The 18,740-nt window shown below is 65.8% G+C and carries 10 protein-coding genes; 9 read left to right on the forward strand and 1 reads right to left on the reverse strand.

Annotated elements, in window-relative coordinates; translation table 11 throughout:
* Window positions 1-29 precede the first annotated feature (29 nt).
* The 9 genes from AC3Z8Y_RS14590 to AC3Z8Y_RS14630 all read left to right on the forward strand — a co-directional run bounded on the left by AC3Z8Y_RS14590 (window position 30) and on the right by AC3Z8Y_RS14630 (window position 17,424).
* Entirely contained in the window at window positions 30-3,743 is a 3,714-nt protein-coding gene (locus tag AC3Z8Y_RS14590; protein ID WP_490086419.1) for an autotransporter domain-containing protein, read from the forward strand.
* A gap of 116 nt (window positions 3,744-3,859) precedes the next feature.
* The gene (locus AC3Z8Y_RS14595) at window positions 3,860-8,959 is read left to right on the forward strand and encodes a trifunctional serine/threonine-protein kinase/ATP-binding protein/sensor histidine kinase (protein ID WP_490086420.1); all 5,100 of its coding nucleotides are present in this window, start codon (window positions 3,860-3,862) and stop codon (window positions 8,957-8,959) included.
* A 54-nt stretch (window positions 8,960-9,013) separates the two neighbouring features.
* On the forward strand, window positions 9,014-9,892 hold the full coding sequence (locus tag AC3Z8Y_RS14600) for a LysR substrate-binding domain-containing protein (protein WP_490086421.1): 879 nt from the start codon (window positions 9,014-9,016) through the stop codon (window positions 9,890-9,892).
* Between the two features lie 90 nt (window positions 9,893-9,982).
* On the forward strand, window positions 9,983-11,020 hold the full coding sequence (locus tag AC3Z8Y_RS14605; RefSeq protein WP_490086422.1) for a putative 2-aminoethylphosphonate ABC transporter ATP-binding protein: 1,038 nt from the start codon (window positions 9,983-9,985) through the stop codon (window positions 11,018-11,020).
* Window positions 11,020-12,726, forward strand: coding sequence for a putative 2-aminoethylphosphonate ABC transporter permease subunit (locus tag AC3Z8Y_RS14610; protein ID WP_490086423.1), 1,707 nt, complete (start codon window positions 11,020-11,022; stop codon window positions 12,724-12,726). The genes AC3Z8Y_RS14605 and AC3Z8Y_RS14610 overlap by 1 nt, the downstream gene beginning before the upstream one ends.
* A gap of 20 nt (window positions 12,727-12,746) precedes the next feature.
* On the forward strand, window positions 12,747-13,574 hold the full coding sequence (phnX, locus tag AC3Z8Y_RS14615) for a phosphonoacetaldehyde hydrolase (RefSeq protein ID WP_490086424.1): 828 nt from the start codon (window positions 12,747-12,749) through the stop codon (window positions 13,572-13,574).
* A 29-nt stretch (window positions 13,575-13,603) separates the two neighbouring features.
* A complete protein-coding gene (locus AC3Z8Y_RS14620) occupies window positions 13,604-14,623 on the forward strand; it encodes a putative 2-aminoethylphosphonate ABC transporter substrate-binding protein (protein WP_490086425.1) in 1,020 nt (339 codons plus the stop codon).
* 17 nt (window positions 14,624-14,640) lie between these two features.
* Entirely contained in the window at window positions 14,641-15,777 is a 1,137-nt protein-coding gene (locus AC3Z8Y_RS14625) for a TIGR03364 family FAD-dependent oxidoreductase (RefSeq protein WP_490086426.1), read from the forward strand.
* Between the two features lie 135 nt (window positions 15,778-15,912).
* The gene (locus AC3Z8Y_RS14630) at window positions 15,913-17,424 is read left to right on the forward strand and encodes a phospholipase effector Tle1 domain-containing protein (protein ID WP_490086427.1); all 1,512 of its coding nucleotides are present in this window, start codon (window positions 15,913-15,915) and stop codon (window positions 17,422-17,424) included.
* Here AC3Z8Y_RS14630 and AC3Z8Y_RS14635 read toward each other — a convergent pair whose 3' ends face one another.
* Window positions 17,425-18,477: a diguanylate cyclase gene (locus AC3Z8Y_RS14635; protein WP_490086428.1), complete on the reverse strand. Its 1,053-nt coding sequence runs from the start codon at window positions 18,475-18,477 to the stop codon at window positions 17,425-17,427.
* Window positions 18,478-18,740 lie beyond the last annotated feature (263 nt).

The following is an 18,740-nucleotide window of genomic DNA, read 5'->3' on the forward strand; positions in this document are numbered from 1 at the left end:
CAACATCGGCGACGAGCCGGGGGTGGGCCATGGTACGGAATAACCGGAACGGGCAGTGCAGTAGGCGCCTGGGCGACCTTCACACACACCACTCTGCTCGAACCCTGGCTTGGGCAATCACCCTGGCAATCGGCGGCCTTGCGGCACAGCCGGCGCTCGCGGCATGCGGCAGCGCCGGCACCATCGTGATCGGCGGCGCGGCCAGCGGCCCTTGTGTGCTGGTGGCCGGGAGCATCCTTAAGGTCACCAGCACCGGCACCCTTGGCAGCAGCACTGCCGCCGGGGCCAGCGGCAACAAAGTCAACGGCAGCCTGCAGATCCTCAACGCCGGCACGGTACGGGGCAAGCCCGCGATCTCACTCACGAACAGCTCCATCAACGGCGGGATCACCAACTACACCAGTGGCAACCTGGCGGGCGCGGGCACCAACGGCACGGCAGTGCTGATCGACAGCACGCGCCTCAGCGCAGGCATCACCAACAACGGTAAGGTGCAGTCCGGGACAACGTCCGGCAATGGTATCGACATCGAATCCAGCATCGTCGGCGGGTTACGCAACCGCGGCCAGATCGACGCCGCCGTGTATGGGCTGCTTGCCCTGGAAACGACCGTCAACGGGGACGTAAACAACAGCGGCAACATAAAGGGCGACGTGGTGGGTGTGGCACTGAACAACGCCATCGTGCATGGCAACGTGTTGAACACCGGCACGGTCAGCGGGGGGCAATATGGCCTGGCGCTGACAGGCACCCGGGTGAGCGGCGACGTGCGCAGCACCGGCACGCTGCGGGGTAGTTCCGACGCCCTGCGGTTGGTGAACACTACTGTCAGCGGCAACATCCTCACCCAGGGAACCCTCACCTCCAATGGCACCGGGGTGCAGCTGTCCAGCGGGCGGTTGGCAGGTAACCTGGTAAACGAAGCGGACCTCACCGCTGTCGCGGGCATATTGGTGAACAGCAACGTGCGCGGCAACATCATTAATCGAGGCACCATCGTGGCGTCCAGCAGCGCGCTGGCCCTGTACAACGCCACGGTCAAAGGCACGGTGCAGAACACCGGTAGCCTGTCGCTGGAAGGGGGTACGGTTCAGGCCCCGGATATCCCACAAGCGGTGCTGGGTATTCATAGCGGTTCGGTGATCGGCGGCCTGTACAGCACGGGCAGCGTCACCAGCACCGACCGCATTGCGGTACAGGTCGACACCGCCACCGTGGGCAGCCGCGGCATCAAGAACGTGGGCGGCACCTGGAGCGGGCGCACCGGGCTGTTTCTTGACAACAGCCGGGTGGCCGGCAGCGTGATCAACACCGGCACCATCGCCGGCCTGGGCGGGGTGGAAGGCGCCGCGGGGGTGAAGGTTCGCGCCAGCCAGATCGAAGGCAGCTTCAGCAATGCCGGCACCATTATCGGCACCGCCACCGCCGTGAGCCTGGACAACAGCGGTATCGGCGGCAGCCTTGGCAACAGCGGGGACCTGCGCGGGGTCAATGGCTTGCGCCTGGAAGACACCAACGTGGGCGGCAGCCTGCTCAACAGCGGCAACATCCAGGCTGACGGCACCGGCATCGCCTTGCTGGGCAGCACGGTGGACGGGGATATCAACAACAGCGGCGTATCGTTCGGCTGGGACTACGGCCTGCGGCTCAGCGACACCTCGGTGTACGGGGAGCTACGCAACAGCGGCACGCTGCAGGCGCATACCTACGCGCTGAACGTAGGGGGTTCGTACATCAAAGGTGGCATCGTTAATACCGGGCGCATTGAAGGCCCCGCCGGCGTGGCGGTGGGGAACAGCCGCATCGCCAGCTTCGACAACCGCGGGGTGATCCAGGGCGGCGACGACGGCGTGCTGACCATTGCCAGCACCCAAATCAGCGGTGACCTTAGCAACAGCGGGCAAATCCGCTCCGATCCCACCTCGCCGTTCACCGTGCTGCTGGTGGATACCCAAGTGGGCGGGCGCCTGGTCAACAGCGGCACCATCGCCGGGCAGGCGGGCATCTACCTGCGCAACAGCGACATCACCGGTGGCATTGATATCAGCGGCGCGGTACTCGCCGACCCGATCAGCGAGTACGCGGTGAACATCGACAGCGACTCCAGCGTGCCGCAGCTGCGAATCAACGGGAAGGACACCGCCCGGTTCAGCGGTACGGTTCGGGCGCTGGCCACGCCCGTGGTGGTGACCACCGGCAGCACCTTCACCCTGCAGGATGGCAACCGCTTCGAGGTACCTACCTTCGAAAACCGCGGCACCCTGGCCGTAGCGGCGCAAGGGCCGGACCCGGATGACCCCAGCGCGCCGGGCGACAGCGCAGTGGCCACGATCCAGGGCAATTATGTGCAAGCCAGCGATGCTACCTTCAGCACTCGCGTGCTCGACGGCACGAACTACGGCCATCTGGTGGTGAGCGGCACGGCCACCCTGCCCCACCTGGCCAACGTGTATGTGAACGTGGCCGCCCCCTCGCAACCGTTCACGGTCAGCAGCCTGAGCAACGTGATCTCCGCAGGCACCCTTGCTTCCGATGGCACCTATAACGTGACCAGCAATTCCCACCTGTTCAACTTCACTGGCGTGAAGGACGCCAATACCCTGGACCTGAACCTGGCCGCCAAAAGCCCCACGGGCGTTAGCGACGCCGTGAAAGGCAATGCCGCCGCGCAGGCCGCCGCTCACGTATTGGACAGCCAAATGGCCAAAGGCACCGGCAGTGAACTGTCCAGCTATTTCGTGAGTGCCACGTCCAGCGCCGAGGTGGCGCGGGCTGTCAGCCAAAGCCTGCCCCTTACCAATGCCCTGCCCGCCAGCCAGTTCATGCTTGAACAGATCACCGATACCCTGCGCGAGCGGCTGGCCGAATCGCCCATGCTTGGCGCCAGCTTCGCGCAGCCGCAGGGCGGGGTGTGGATCAAACCCTTCGGCGCGCGCATGGCCGACAACCAGCGCACCGCCGGCAATGGCTTCGCGGCGAATGTAGGCGGCACGCTGTTGGGCGCCGAGGCCGTGTTGTCCAGGGCCACACGGTTTGGCGTGGCCTTTGCGTACGGCAGCAGCGAGGCTACTGATGCAGACGCTGGAAGTAGCCGGAACAACCAGCTGGAGCTGTACCAGTTCACCGCCTACGGCAGCCACTTGCTTGACGACATGACCGAGTTGAGCGTGCACATGGGCATGGGCCATAACCAGAGCGACGGCCGCCGGACCTTGAACTTTGGCGGCAACAACACCCAAGCCAGCGCCAGCGTGGATAGCCAGATCCTCACCAGCGGCCTGGCGCTATCCCGCCGGGTACCACTGAGCGAGGCAACCACGGTCACGCCGGCCCTGAGCGCCGATTACACCCGGGTGCACGACGACGCCTATCGCGAAAGTGGCGCCTCCAGCATTGCGCCTCTGCTGCTGGACGTGAAGGCCCGCACCACGGACCAGCTACTGCTGGGGTTCGATACGCGTGTAAGTCACGACCTGGCGCCAGGCATTCAGCTCAAGGGCAAACTGGGTGTGGCTTATGACGTGCTCGATGAAGGCAACGTGGTCACCGCGGCGTTCGCCGGGGCACCCGGGCAGACATTCCGCACGCCTGGCAGCGATCTGGGCCCGTGGGTGCTGCGTGGCGGGCTGGAATTTGCCTCGGTAAGCCGTGGCGGCACCAGCGTGTCGTTCTCCATGGACATGCAGACCCGCGCCGGGTACACCGAGCAAACCGGAACGATGCGGGTCAGCGTGCCGTTCTAACGCTCGCTTTGGTGGGAAGCAGCAGCCCCGGCCACCGATTGCGCGTGGTGACGATGCAGGTAAGATGGCCACTATCCGGCGGGCCAGTGGGGCCCGCTTCCTGGCCAAGGGCAGCCATGGACGCTGTGTATGCAAGCGAAGACGGCCCTGTGCCTGGCTTCGATTCGTTCGACGAACATTGGCTTGCCGGCCTGCATTGGGCCCCCCTGGATGTCGAGGACGGCATAAGCCGCTGGCGCGTGAGCAGCGCCGATGGCTTGCGCCGCTGGCTGCTGGTACGGGCAAACCACCCTGCCACTGCTGAAGCTCAAGCCTGGCTTGACCGTGAATACGCCCTGGCCCCGAGCCTGGGCGCCGCCGGGGCATTGCGCCCCCTCGGCCGCTTGACCACCCGCGAAGGGCCCGCCCTGATACTGCAGGACGGCGGCCAGCCGGCTTCCACCGTAGCGGGCACCATGCCGCTGGAAGGCTTCCTTACCCTTGCGATCAATGCCAGCGCTGCCCTTGCCATTGTCCATGAGCGCGGCATCACCCATAACCACCTGTGCCCGCGCCATTTGATGGTGGGCAACGACGGGCGAGTGAGGCTGACCGGCTTCGGCGCGGCAGGAGGACTAGACAACAATACCAGGGCCGCAACCGGTGCCCGGCCGAGCCGCTACGCCTACCTCGCGCCGGAAGCGCACACCCTTGGCGCTGCGTCGGCGCGCCCCGAGGTAGACCTGTACGCCCTTGGCGTTACCTTCTTCGAGCTGCTCACCGGGCGCTTGCCCTTCGAAGCGAACGATCCACTGGAATGGCGCCAGCAGCACCTGGCGGTCACCCCGCCGCGGCTGTCCCGTTTTCGCCAGGGCGTGCCCGAACCCCTGGAGCAGCTGATTGCCCGCCTGCTCAGCAAGCAACCGGAACACCGGCCGGCGTCGGCGCGCCTGCTCGAAGCCCAACTGTGGCGCTTTCATAATGAATGGCGCGAATACGGCACCCTTCAGGCCGGCACCGAAGCACCGCCCCGCCCTCCCTTGGCGCTGAGGCTGGTAGGCCGCGAGGCACCGATGGCGGTATTGAACGAGGCGGTTCAAGCGCTTTACGACGGGCACGGCGGCGCGGTATTCATCAGCGGCGAGCCGGGCATCGGCAAGACCAGCCTGGTACGTGGCATGCGCCAACGCTTGGGTGCGCAAGCGCCGCTGTTCGCCAACGCAAAATGCGAGCTGGCACGCCATCCCCTGCCTTACGGTGCCCTTTGCGCGGCCTTGGGTGCGCTGTTCACCCGGCTGGCGGGCGCCTCGCCGGAGCAGGCGCAACCCGTGGCCGAGCGCGTGCGCCAGGCCTTGGGTGATCAGGGCGATACCTTGAGCCGCCTGGTACCGGAGCTGCAGTGGCTGACCGGGGTGCTGCCCGCCGCCAGCGAACCCTCGGTGAGCGAAGCGCGGCGCAACCTTTTGGGGCTGTTCCAGCGGCTTCTGACCGCCGTGGCCACGCCCCAGTGCCCCGTGGTGGTGTTCCTCGATGACGTGCAGTGGGTGGATCACGAAACCCTGTCGTTCCTCGCCGAGCTCAGCGCCCGGGACTTGCGCCACGTTCTGCTGATCGCCGCCTCGCGCGGCGATGCCTTGGCGACAGACCCTGCCCTGGTCCGTTTACTGGGGCACTTCCAGGCGTTGGGGGAGCGCTGCAGGGAAATCACCCTCCTCCCTCTTGGTGTGGATGATATCGCCACCGTGCTCGACACCCGCCTGAACCTGCACAGTGCCGAACGCGACGCGCTGGCGCACCGACTGCATCAGCGCGGTGCTGGCAACCCGCTGTATATCGACCAGGTGATCGCCGTGCTGGGCGAGCTCGAGCGCCCGGAGGCCACGATTGACCTTCCCGTGTTCGCCGACGTGGAAGCATTGTTCACGACCCGCCTGGATGAACTGCCCGAGCGCACCCGGGAGCTGCTCAGCGTGCTGGCCATGCTCGGCAACCACTCCCCGCTGGATGACTTGGCGGCTGTGACCGCAACCGAGCCTGCAGCACTCAACGCCCTGCTGCGCCCCGCGATCAGTGCCGGGCTTGTGGCGCAGAGCCGCGGCGGGCTGGCGTTCATGCATGACTCGATGCTTGAAGCCGTTCGCGCCCGCCTGCGCGATGACCTTCAGCAGGCCATGCACCTTCAATTTGCGACCATTCTGCTCGGGCGGTTATCGGCCCAGGCCGATGCGCAGGCGTTGTTCCGCGTTGCCGGCCAGGTGCTGCGCGTGGACCACGCGCTGCTTGGCAATAGCCAACGGCAGGCGTTCGTGGCGGTGCTGGTCCGCGCCGCGGATACTGCCCGAGCGGCTGCGGCACCAAAAATTGCCTTGCGCTATCTGGCTCAGGCGCAGCGCATGCTCGCCGCCGCCTCTGCGGGGTTGCGGGCACTGACCCGAGAGGTAGATCTCCTCCAGGTGCAGTGCCTTATTCTCGATGCCGACCATCTGGCGGCGGAGCGGCATATTGCAGCGTTGCTGCAGCACCCGCTGGACGCCCTGGAAGGGGCCAGCCTTTATCGGCTCGCCAGCGAAATACGCGCCTTGCGAGGTGATTACAGCGGGGCCGTGCAAACGATCATCAATGGGCTGGCCAGCCTGGGCGTAAGCATGGCCTCTGACCCTTCCCCGGGGCAGGCTGAACAGGCCTGGGAAGGGCTGCTTCGCGACCTCGCAGGTCGATCGCCCGGTGTTTTTCTGAGCCTACGCCCGGCGGCTGATCCGCCCGTGGAGGCTCTGATCGAACTGTTGGCCAGCGTACTCATTCCCGGGTCGTTCATCAGCCCCACGCTGATGCTGGTCACGGCCTGCCAGATCGCCCGCCTTACCCTCGCCCACGGCCTTACCGCTGCCAGCATTCCCGGCCTTGCCTGGTTGGGTGTGACCTGTGCGCACCGCTTTGACGCTCACGCGCTGGGGTTCGGTTTCAGCCACTGCGCCGCCACGCTGGCCGAGCAGCCACGCTACGCCAGCGGGCGGGTGGCAGCCCTGGTGGCGCTGGACCAGGTAAGCGTGTGGACCCAGCCCCTGCCCTTTGCGCTCGAATGCGCCGAGCAGGCGTACAGGTTGAGCCTGGCGCAAGGCAGCCCGAGCCTGGCGTGCTTCTCCAACAACCATATCGTGTCGGACCTGCTGGTGGTCGGCGCGCCCATCGAGCGCATGCTCCGGCAAATCGACGCCGGCCTGAACCTTGCGACCAACTTGGAGTACGCCGACGCGCAAAGCATTCTGTATATCCAGGCCCGGTACATTCGGCGCCTGGCCGGGGATGTGGGGGGGGCTGTGCCTATCCCCGATCGCGCGGAGCTGGCCCGGCGGGTGGAAGCCAGCACCATGGGCCCGTTGCATTTCTGGTGGGAGTTGTTCGACGGCCTGTTCGAATTTCTCGAAGGCAACTTCGCAGCCGCCGCCTGCCGTATGGATGCCGCCTGGGCGCTGGCCTGGGCGGTACCGGCGCACATCCACCTGATCGACCTGGCCCTGTTCACGGTGTTGAACCGCGCGGCGCTGCACAGCGCCACCGGTATCGCGCAGAATTTCGACTGCCCGCTGGGCTGTCTGCGCCTGTGGGCAGGGCTCAACCCTCGGTATTTTGCCGACCGCCTCGCGCTGGCCGAAGCCGAGGTGTGCCGGGTCAAAGGTGACCACCTGGGCGCGCTCCAGGGCTATGAAGCCGCGATCGCCCATGCGACCCAGTGCGGCGCCATTCACATTCAAGGCCTGGGCCATGAATTGGCTGCCCGCTGCCACCACAGCGCGGGGCTGGAGGTGTCGGCCCATCATCACTGGCGGCTGGCGCGCGATGCCTGGGTGCGCTGGGGCGCGGGCGTGCTGGCCCGGCAACTGGAGGCCGAGCACCCGTTCCTGCTGGAGCCCGATCGCTTCGCGTTCAGCCATCCCGCGCAGGCCACCGCGCAGCCGCTGGACGTGATGTCGATCACCCGTGCATGCCAAGCGCTTTCCCGGGAGATCGAACTGGATGCCTTGGTGAAGAACCTGCTGTCCACTACCGTGATGTATGCCGGGGCCACCGATGCCGCGCTGCTGCTGGCCGAAGGCGACGACCTCACGCTACGCGCAACAGCCCACGCCAATGTTGGCGGCGTGGAGGTGCAGCTGTGCGAGGCCCAACCGTCACCTGCGGCGCTGCCCCTCAGCCTGATCCATGCCAGCCTGCGAGGGCGGGCCTCGCTGGTGGTGAACCGGCCCGAGCAGCTGCGCGGCTACGCCGATGACAGCTACCTGCGGCGGCTGGAAAATGGCTCGGCGCTGTGCGTGCCATTGCTCAAGCAAAATACCGTGATCGGCCTGTTGTATCTGGAAAACAGCCTGGCCCCCGAGGTGTTCGAGCCCGCGCGGGTAGAGGTGCTGGAATGGCTGGCGGCACAGGCGGCGATCTCCTTGAGCCATGCCCGCTTGTACAGCAGCCTGGTGGAGGAGAACCAACGTCGGCGGCAGACCGAAACAGCCCTGCGCGCGGCACGCGGCGAGCTGAACCGCACCGCCCAGGCCACCATCCTTGGCGAACTGGCCGCCTCCATCGCCCATGAAATCAACCAGCCGCTGCTGTCGATTCTTACCAATGCCGGCGCCAGCCTGCGCTGGCTTCAGCGGCCACAGCCGGAAATCGGCGAAGCCAGCGAAGGCCTGCGCGACATCAAGAGCGAGGCCCAACGCGCCGCCGACATTGTTACCGCAATTCGTTCTCTGGCCCGCCAGGCCCTGCCGGAACGCAAGCCTGTGGCCCTAGATGCCCTGATCCGGCAGGTACTGGCGGTCACCCAGGCAGACATCGACGACCGCCAGGTCGCGCTCATCCTCAACCTGCAGTCGCCCGCCCTGGTCGAAGCCGACGCGGTACAGGTTCAGCAAGTGGTGCTGAACCTGGTAAACAACGCGATGGACGCCATGCAAGCCCTGCCGGCGCCCCAGCGGCGCCTCACCGTGAGTACCGAACCGGTGCCTGGCGGCGTGCTGGTGATGGTCGAAGACACCGGCGCAGGCATCGCCCCTCACCAGGCCGACAAGGTTTTCCAGGCGTTCTACAGCACCAAGGCCAGCGGCATGGGCATGGGCCTGGCGATCTGCTCCTCGATCATCAGTGCCCACGGCGGCGCGTTGCACACCCACACCGGGCGCGAGGGTGAGCATTTGTTCCTGTTCACGTTGCCAGGGGTGGAAAGGGGCCTGCCCCCTGAATGATTTCGTACGTGCGCCTCTGTTACCCTGCGTGCACCTTCACCCGAGCCCCACTCAATGCTTGCCTCCGAGCTCAAGGCCTTTTACATGGTTGCCCGCCTGGGCAGCATCACTCAGGCAGCGAAGAAGCTTGGCCTCAGCCAGCCTACGGTCACTACCCAGATCCGCAACCTGGAGGCCCAGTACGGCATCGAGCTGTTTTATCGAGGCGGGCGGCGCCTGGTGTTGAGCGACGAAGGCGCGCGGTTGTTGCCCATGGTCAAACAGCTGTTGCAGCAGGAAGCGGACATAGAATTCCACCTGCGTAACGCCAGCCAGCTGCAAGGGCAGCTGCGGCTCGGGGCCACCGCGCCCTACTACGTGCTGGATCTGGTAAAGCGGCTGCGCGAGCGTCATCCGCACATTCAGGTCAGCCTGGAAATCGGTAACTCCCAGCAGGTCATCGAAGCGCTGGAAGAGCACCGCGTGGACCTCGCCGCATCCTCGCAACTGGAAGAAGACACCCGCTTCACCCGGCTGGTACTGGGCCACGACCCTCTGGTGGTGGCCGCTCATCGCAGCCATCCCCTGGCCGCCTGTGCCGCGCTGCCGCCCGCCGCGCTCGCAGGGCACTGCCTGCTGATGCGCGAGGCTGGGTCGACCACGCGCCTGCTCACCGAGCACATGCTGCAAACCGCGGGCGTAAAAGTGAACGCCATGGTGGAGATCGGCAGCCGCGAATCCATCCGCGAGGCGGTGTTGCGTAACCTGGGGGTTAGCGTGATTGCCCGCCACGAGGTACCGGAAAACCCTGACTTGCGTGTGATCGCCCTGGAGGGGGCACCACTGATCGCCGAATACCTCTACTGCCTCAAGGACCGGCGCCATGCCCGCCTGCCCGCGGCGTTGCTGGCGCTCGCTCGGGAAACCGCGCTGCCCGCTTCGCAAAACCACTGATACGCCTATCGCTGCTTTTGGGTTAACTGCCATCAAGGCTTAGCAGGCCGCGCCCACCATGGGCTTCGTTTCCTTCAACGAGGCTGGTCCATGGGTACGGTAAGTTTGCACATCAGTGGCATGCATAAAGCTTTCGGCGCCTTCAAGGCGCTGGACGGCGTTTCGCTGGACGTGCGCGCCGGCGAACTGGTTTGCCTGCTGGGCCCCTCCGGCTGTGGCAAAACCACACTGCTGCGTTGCCTGGCCGGGCTCGAGCGGCAGGATCGCGGGCGTATCGTCCTTGGCGAGCGCGACGTGTCCACATTGCCGCCCGCTGCCCGCGACTATGGGATCGTGTTCCAGAGCTACGCGCTGTTCCCAAACCTCAGCGTGGCGCAGAACGTTGCCTACGGCCTTGCAGCGTTGCCCCGCCAGGCGTGCCGTGCCCGAGTGCAGGAAATGCTTGACCTCGTCGGCCTTCAGGGCAGCGATCGCAAGTTCCCCAGCCAACAGTCCGGCGGCCAGCAGCAGCGGGTAGCGCTTGCAAGGGCACTGGCACCCAACCCTTCTCTACTGCTGCTGGACGAGCCGCTGTCGGCGCTGGATGCGCAGGTGCGTGACCACCTGTGCGCAGAGCTTCGCCAACTGCAACAGCGCCTCGGCATCACCACCTTGATGGTCACCCACAACCAGGACGAAGCCATGTTGATGGCAGACCGTATTGCGGTGATGAACCAGGGCCGGGTGGAGCAATACGGCACTGCCGGGGAACTGTATCAACAACCCCGCACACCGTTCGTGGCGCGATTTTTCGGGCAGGGCAACTGGCTGCCGTTTCACCTTGAGGGCCAACAGGCCCGCGTAGGTACCCTGAACGTGCATCTGCCCGCAGGCCCCTTGCATACGCAGGGCCGATTGTTCTGTCGCCCTGAAGCCGTGCTGGTCAACCCGCATCCGGGCGAAGAAAACCGCTTCAGCGCGCAACTGCGCGGCGAGACCTTTCTGGGCAATCACCGCCGCCTGGCGTTCGAACTGGATGCAATGCCCGGCCATACCTTACAGGCGGAGCTACCGGCGATGGCGCCACCGCTGCGCCCAGGGCCGTTATGGGTGGCCCTGCCCTCGCGGCATTTGCAGGTATTTGCCTGATGGACCGTGCTATCCCGCTGCGGGAGGCCGCGCCCGCCCGCCGCCTGCCGGCCAACCTCGGCGACCGCCTGCTGATCGGCGCTGGCATGGCTGCACTGCTCGGTTGGTTGACCCTGGCCCTGGTGTGTCCCTTGCTGGCCATGCTCTGGCGGGCCCTGAGCGATACCCCTGGGCAAGGCGGTGGCCTGAAGGCCGCAACGGCGATGCTCAGCAGCGAGCACTTGCACTGGTTGCTGACCAATAGCCTGGCCAGTGCCCTGGCCGTCACCTGCCTGGTGCTGCCGCTTGCCTATGGCTTCGCTTATGGCCTGCAGCGCGCCTGCGTTCCAGGCCGGCCGCTATGGCGAGGCGTGGCGCTGCTGCCGCTGCTGGCACCCTCGATGCTACCCGGCACTGCGCTGATCTATCTGTTCGGCAACCAGGGGGTGCTCCGCGAATGGCTACCGGGGAACCTCTACGGCTTCTGGGGCATTGTGCTAGGCCAGGCCATTTATTGTTTCCCCCACGCCTTGATGGTGTTGATGTCTACCCTCGCGCTCGCGGATCGGCGGCTGTTCGATGCCGCGGCCGGCATGGGCGCGTCATCTTGGCGGGCGTTTCACACCATCACCTGGCCGTCTTCCCGGCAGGGGGTGTTCGCGGCGGGCTGCCTGGTGTTTACCTTGTGCGTGACGGATTTCGGCGTGCCGGTAGTGGTGGGCGGCGATTACCAGACGCTGGCGCTGGAAGCCTACAAGGCCGTGGTGGGCCAGCAGCAATTCGGCCGCGGCGCACTGGTAGGGCTGATGTTGCTGGTGCCCGCCCTGTTGAGCTTCGGGGTGGACCTGTGGCTGCGCCGACGCCAGCGCGACACCATGAGTGGCCGCGCTCAAGCCTGGCATCCGCAGCCTTCGCCAGGTCGTGATCGAGTGTATCTGCTGCTGATACTGCTGGTATGCGCCGCGTTCATCGGTGTGTTCGGCATGGCGGTGTATGCCTCGCTGGCGCGGTTCTGGCCGTACGACCTGTCGCTCTCGCTGCAGCACTATGGCTTTTCCGATCTACCGGGCGGATGGCAGGCGTATCGCAACAGCCTGGCCTTGGCCCTGGGCACGGCCAGCGGCGGGGTAGTGCTGGTGTTCCTTGCCGCCTGCCTGTTGGAAAAAACCCGCGCCACGGCACTTACCCGCACCCTGCGCCTGCTGTTGTTCATTCCCATGGCGGTCCCCGGGCTTGTGCTGGGGCTGGGTTATGTCTTTTTCTTCAACCTGCCTGACAACCCGCTTCACCTGCTATATGGCAGCCTGCCCTTGCTTGCGATGTGCACCATCGCGCATTTCCTCACCACCGCGCATTTTACCGCCAGCGCGGCGGTGCGGCAGCTGGACACCGAGTTCGAGGCCGCGGCGCTTTCGCTGAAAGTCCCTCTGCTGCGCCACTTCCTGAGGGTAACCCTGCCCCTGTGCCTGCCTGCGCTGCTGGACGTGTTTCGCTACCTGTTCGTGTCGGCGATGACCACGGTGTCGGCGGTGATCTTCCTCTACAGCCCGGACAGCATGCTGGCGGCCATTGCGGTGCTCAACCTTGACGATGCGGGGAACACTGGCGGCGCCGCCGCAATGGGCTCGCTGATTCTGCTGACCAGCGCCCTCGCCTCCCTCCTGCTGGCGGCCCTCTCCCGCCGCGCCGTACGCCGTAGCCAAGCCTGGCGCGCAGCCACTCATTAACCTCAGACGGAACCTTGCCCATGACCTATCAACCTCCCACTCACTTGCACGCCGCCATTCTCGACTGGGCCGGCACCGTGGTGGATTTCGGCTCGTTCGCGCCAACCCGCATTTTTGTCGAGGCCTTCGCCAGCTTCGACCTGGCCCTCAGCCTGGAGGAAGCCCGGGGGCCCATGGGGCTGGGCAAATGGGCACACATCCGCGCGCTGTGCGACCAGCCCGCCGTGGCAGAACGTTTCAAACGGCGCTTCGGCCGGCTGCCCACGGATGCCGATGTCACCGCCTTGTATGAGCGGTTCATGCCCTTGCAGATCGAAAAGGTGGGCGAGCATTCAGCGCTGATTCCCGGCGCCCTGGGCGCTATCGCCAGCCTGCGGGAGCGCGGCCTGAAGATCGGCAGTTGCTCGGGCTACCCGCGCGCGGTGATGAACAAGGTGGAAGCCATGGCCAGCGAGGCCGGTTATCGCCCTGACCATGTGGTGGCCAGTGATGAGGTGCCACGCGGGCGGCCCTCCCCCGCGCAAGCGCTGGCCAATGTGATTGCCCTGGAGATCGAGGACGTGGCGGCGTGCGTAAAGGTGGACGACACCGCTCCCGGGCTGCTGGAAGGTCGCCATGCCGGCATGTGGACGGTGGCGTTGCGCTTTTCCGGCAACTGCCTCGGCTTGAGCTGGGAGAGCTATCAGGCCCTCGGCCATGAACAGCGTGCCGCCGCGCGCCAGCGGATCGACGCCGAGCTTGGCCCGTGCAGGCCTCATTACCTGATCGACACCATCGCCGAACTGCCCCCCATCGTTGACGCGATCAATGCCCGCCTCGCCCGCGGTGAACTGCCGAACGCCCATTGACCCGCCCTTTCATGAAAACGGAGCGCTCCATGATCAAACCTGCCGCTTTGGCCGTTTCGCTGTGCCTCATCGTCGCTGCTCACGCCCATGCCGACACCGAACTGACGGTGTATACGGCACTGGAAGTAGAGCAACTCAAGCCCTACCAGGCCGCATTCGAAAAGCAGAACCCGGACATCCGTATCAAGTGGGTGCGCGATTCCACCGGTATCGTCACGGCCAAGCTGCTGGCCGAAAAAGACCGCCCCCAGGCCGACGTGGTATGGGGCCTGGCGGGCTCCAGCCTGGCAATACTTGAACAGCAAGGGTTGCTGCAGCCCTACGCACCGGCAAACCTGGGGCAGATCGGGCCCAATTACCGCGATGCCGCCAACCCGCCCGCCTGGGTGGGCATGGACGTGTGGGCCGCCACGGTCTGCTTCAATACCGTGGAAGCGGAAAAACAAGGCCTGCCCCGCCCCACCAGTTGGGCCGACCTCACCAAACCGGTGTACAAGGGCAAGATCGTGATGCCCAACCCCGCGTCATCCGGCACCGGTTACCTGGATGTCAGCGCCTGGTTACAGCGCTTCGGCGAGGCGCAGGGCTGGGCCTACATGGACCAGCTGCACCAGAACATCGGCCAGTACACCCATTCCGGCTCCAAGCCCTGCAAGCAGGCCGCGGCCGGTGAGTTCCCCATCGGTATCTCGTTCGAGTACCCGGCCGTGCAACTCAAGCGCAAAGGCGCTCCTCTGGATGTGATCCTGCCGAGCGAGGGGCTGGGCTGGGAAATCGAAGCCACGGGCATCATCAAGGGCACCCCGAAACTGGAGGCTGCGCGCAAACTCGCCGATTTTTCCGCCAGCCCCGCCGCCATGGCCCTGTACCGGGAAAACTTCGCCGTGCTGGCGCAACCAGGCCAGGCGGCCCCCTTTGCCGAACTGCCCGCCGACTACGAACAGCGACTGATCAAGAACGACTTCACCTGGGCATCGGAAAACCGCGACCGCATCCTGGCTGAATGGCGCAAGCGCTACGACGGCAAATCCGAACCCCTTGCTCAATAAGCGCGCTGGAGCCTTGCATGAATGAATCACACAGCGACCTGATCATCGTCGGCGCCGGCATCCTCGGCCTGGCACATGCCTGGGCAGGCGCACGCCGGGGCTTGCGGGTGACGGTATTCGAACGCAGCCACACACCCTTGGGCGCGTCGATACGCAATTTCGGCCAGGCGTTGGTCAGCGGCCAGGCGCCGGGACCGATGCTGCAGCTGGCCCGCGAGGCCCGTACACTCTGGGCCACGTTGGCCGCGCAGGCCGGGCTGCACCTGCGCCAGCAGGGCTCGCTACTGTTTGCCCGCACCGAAGCCGAAGAAGCATTGCTGGACGCCTTCCGCGCCGGCCGTGGCGAAGCGCTGGGCTACCGCACCGAACTGCTGCGCGGCCCCGCACTGGCCGCGCTTTACCAAGGCCGCTTCGCACATCATCGGGCCGCCTTGCATGGGTTGGACGATCAACAGGTGTATTCGCGTCAGGCGCTGCCTCAGATAGTGGACTACCTCTGGCGACATCTGGGCGTGACGTTTCACTTCTCGACACTGGTGCGTGAAGTGTCTTGCGGCGAAGTGACCACCACCCAAGGCCGCTTCACTGCCGGCCAGGTGGTGGTGTGCTCGGGCCATGACTACCAGACTTTGCTGGCCGAACCGCTGGCCAGGCTGAACCCACAGGTGTGCGCGTTGCAAATGCTCCGCGCGCGCCCCCGCCAGCCGCTGGACCTGCACCATGCCCTGCTCACCGGCCTGAGCTGCGTGCATTACGGCGCCTATGCCGACTTGCCTGAAGCCGAAGCCATCCGTGAACAGATCCGCCGTGAGCAGCCCGAGCTGGAAACCCACGGCATTCACCTGCTGATCAGCCCGACCCCCTACGGGGACTTGATCATCGGTGACTCCCACGCCTACGGTTCCGACGCCTCGCCTTTCAATGCCGAAGCCGTGGACGGCCTGTTGCTCGAACTGGCCGAGCACACGCTTGGTTGCCAGGTAGACGTTGTTGAGCGTTGGCAGGGCGTGTACGGCTGCCGTGGCCCCGGGCCATTCAGCGTTACTCGCGCAGGCGACGGGGTGACGGCGGTATTGATGCATACGGGGCTGGGCATGAGCGTAGGGTTGGCGCTGGGGGAACAGGTGGTCGCCGAACTGTTCGGCGCCAGGTAGGCGCTGGCGGCAGCCAGCGAACACAGCCTCTGCGCATTTCGCCCTGGCAATGCACACCCTGCTACGCTGCATTGACTACCACGGCAGGTCGTCCGCTATTGCCGTGTGGTCCCGCGGATACCCGCTGAGGTCACCATGGATGCGCTTCGTGTCTCGCACGCCCCTGCCGGGGCCATCTGGCTGCTCATGTCGAGCCTGCTTGCCGGTTGCGCCGCGGCCCCCAGCGGGCCGGAGCCTACCCCGAATGCCGATGCCTCCCGGGGTCAAACCCTGCAGTTGGCCAAGGAGCCTGACCAGGGCGGGCCCAGCTGTATCCCCGACGGCCAGGTAGACCTGCGAAACACTGACCCCGACGACAGCTATGAGCAGGTCACTGCCCGCTGGAAACAACTGGCCTGCCGCTATAACGCGACCCAGGGGCGCAAACTGCTGGTGTTCCTGGACGGCACGGCAAACAACAAACAGAGCAGCACGAACATTTGGCGGTTGTACGATCTGGCGCTGAAGGCGGCGGACCACGGCCAGCCGGTGATCCCGTATTACGACCAGGGCGTGGGCAATGACAAGCGCTCACAGGTGAGCGGCAACCTGTTCGGCTCGGGTGTGAGCCTCAACGTACGCCAGGCCTACCGCTTCCTCGCCCAGGCGTACCGGCCGGGAGACGAGATCTACCTGTTCGGTTTCAGCCGTGGGGCCTTCACGGCTCGCTCGCTCAACGGCTTTATCGAGTTCGCCGGGCTGCTGGATGCTAAGGCGCTCGGGGCCGACTGGGGGGATCGCATGCCGGCCTTTATGGGGCTTACCCGGCTGCATCGAGAGGCTAATCACCTGTACGAAATCTACTTCAGCCGCGACACCGGCAGTGCCCGTTTCGAGCCCACCCTGCGCAAGCATCTGCAAGATTATGAGAAGCAACATGGCCTGCCGGTGCGCCCGGTGACGGTCGAAGCCATCGGCGTGTTCGACACCGTGCCGGCCGCCGGGCTGCTGCGCGACGAGGAGCCGGACGACCATCGCATCGGCCTGTACGCCCGGCGGGGGTACCATGCGATGTCCCTGGACGAGCAGCGTGACGACTTTCGCTTGCAGCGCTTTTTCGCCCCCTTGCGTGACGGGCAACGTTTACAGGAGGTGTGGTTCGCCGGCGTGCACGCGGATGTGGGGGGCGGCTATGGCGCGCCGGCGCTCAGTGGCTGCCCTCTCGACCCAAACCTTCCCAAGGCGCAGCAACCCATCGGGTTGGAAGCAACGCCGCTGCGCTGGATGCTGGGCAACTTCACTGACGATCGCATTTTCGCCGACGCTCCTTGGCCGCAGGAATGCCTGGATGGCCGCCTGCACGACGAGTTCCTCGACAGCGTGGGCCTGAGACAGCGGGTATTCCGGCTGGCCGGCCTTAACCGCCGGCACCCCGTGGTGGGGGACACCGTGGACGGCAGCGTGCTTTGCCGTATGCAGATCACCTTGGCCGAGGGGGTGCGGCACTGCGAACGCGAGCCCGAGGGGCACTATCGCCCGGCCAACCTGGGGGATGATCCGCGGCGGCTGTTCAAGGTGCTGCCGCGCGCCTGCCCGGCGACGGCAGGGCCGCAGGCCCAGCGCGAGCAAACCGCCGACGCGCCGGTCACCCGCTGCGCCACGCCCTGATCACACCGGCAGTTCCTGCAACCACAAGCGGTTCTTGCCGCTGTGCTTGGCGCGGTACAGCGCTTCATCGGCTGCTTGAAGCCAATCCCGCTCGCAGGTGTACTTGCGTGAATAGGGCACCAGGCCAATGCTCAGGCTGGCATGGGCCACCGGCGAGGCGCCGTCGGTCCAGTCACTGAAGCGCTTGCGAATATCGTTGAGCTGGTCGAAGGCCTGGCTCACGGTGACGTCGTAGAGAATCACGCAGAACTCGTCGCCGCCGTAGCGCCCAGGCACCGCTTGTGGCCCGAGCCCGGCACGCAGCAGGTTGGCCAGGCGGGCAATGATGGCATCGCCGACCAGGTGGCCATGGTTGTCATTGATGGTCTTGAAATCGTCGATGTCCAGCAGGGCGAGGATGGCGACTTTCTGACCGCCGCGGCATTCGCGCCAGGTGGCGCGCAGGCGCTCCAGCCAGGCGGCCTGGTGCAGCAGGTTGGTCATGCCGTCCAGCGTACTGATCAGCTTGAACGCTTTTTTGTGCACCGCCAGCTGTACGGCCAGCCGGTAGCTTGCGCTGCCCACCGCCAGGGGATAGACCACCAGCATCGGCAAGCAAGCGAGCATCTGCAGTTCGGTGGTGTGGGGTGCCAACTCCAAACCTGTGAGCGCCAGGGCCGCCACCACGCCGATCCCTTGCAACAGGACCGTCCAGCGCAACAACGCCCAACCGCCAGCGGCCACCGCGTTCATCAATACCATGGCCAGCAGCAACACCGAGGGCAACAGGTTGAGCGCCATCTGGCCAGCCCACAGGCCCGCAAATGCGCCGTCCAGCAGCAGGCTGCGGCGCTCTGCCGTGTAGGGGTCAAGCGCGGCCCGGTTTACCCGGTAGGCCAGGGTGGGCCACACGAACGCGTTCAGGCCTATCAGGGCCCATATCCAGCCGCTGGTGCCGCCACTACCAAGCACCACCGCAACGATGAATACCGCACTGAGCGCGCACCCCAGCGACCGCGGGCCATAGATTCGGCGGGCAAAATCACGGCCCAGTTCGCGGCGGCTGCTCGGCATGGCTTGGTCATTCCTGGTGGCTTGCAAACGGATAGCCAACGCCGGCGTTCATGCTCGCACAGGTGGCAGGCGAGCAGAGACGCTCACGGGGCGGGATAATGTCACTTTGATATAGGCGGAACAATGGCCAATGTTCTACATTGCATGGCCTTCCGACCGGCGTAATAGAGCCGCCGGGGCGCCGTGGCACAGTCACGCGTGCGCCGATAATCCGTAATCCCTGCCGCTTTGCCAGGTTATCCCCTACACTTGCGCGCCGCACA

It is taken from the genome of Pseudomonas sp. 3MAES_34.3B (genome assembly GCF_058145875.1).

Coding starts and splice junctions, on each gene's coding strand:
- AC3Z8Y_RS14605 (WP_490086422.1), top strand. CDS start 9,983: ATGGGTACGGTAAGTTTGCACATCAGTGGCATGCATAAAGCTTTCGGC.
- AC3Z8Y_RS14630 (WP_490086427.1), top strand. CDS start 15,913: ATGGATGCGCTTCGTGTCTCGCACGCCCCTGCCGGGGCCATCTGGCTG.
- AC3Z8Y_RS14590 (WP_490086419.1), top strand. CDS start 30: ATGGTACGGAATAACCGGAACGGGCAGTGCAGTAGGCGCCTGGGCGAC.
- phnX (WP_490086424.1), top strand. CDS start 12,747: ATGACCTATCAACCTCCCACTCACTTGCACGCCGCCATTCTCGACTGG.
- AC3Z8Y_RS14600 (WP_490086421.1), top strand. CDS start 9,014: ATGCTTGCCTCCGAGCTCAAGGCCTTTTACATGGTTGCCCGCCTGGGC.
- AC3Z8Y_RS14610 (WP_490086423.1), top strand. CDS start 11,020: ATGGACCGTGCTATCCCGCTGCGGGAGGCCGCGCCCGCCCGCCGCCTG.
- AC3Z8Y_RS14620 (WP_490086425.1), top strand. CDS start 13,604: ATGATCAAACCTGCCGCTTTGGCCGTTTCGCTGTGCCTCATCGTCGCT.
- AC3Z8Y_RS14595 (WP_490086420.1), top strand. CDS start 3,860: ATGGACGCTGTGTATGCAAGCGAAGACGGCCCTGTGCCTGGCTTCGAT.
- AC3Z8Y_RS14635 (WP_490086428.1), bottom strand. CDS start 18,477: ATGCCGAGCAGCCGCCGCGAACTGGGCCGTGATTTTGCCCGCCGAATC.
- AC3Z8Y_RS14625 (WP_490086426.1), top strand. CDS start 14,641: ATGAATGAATCACACAGCGACCTGATCATCGTCGGCGCCGGCATCCTC.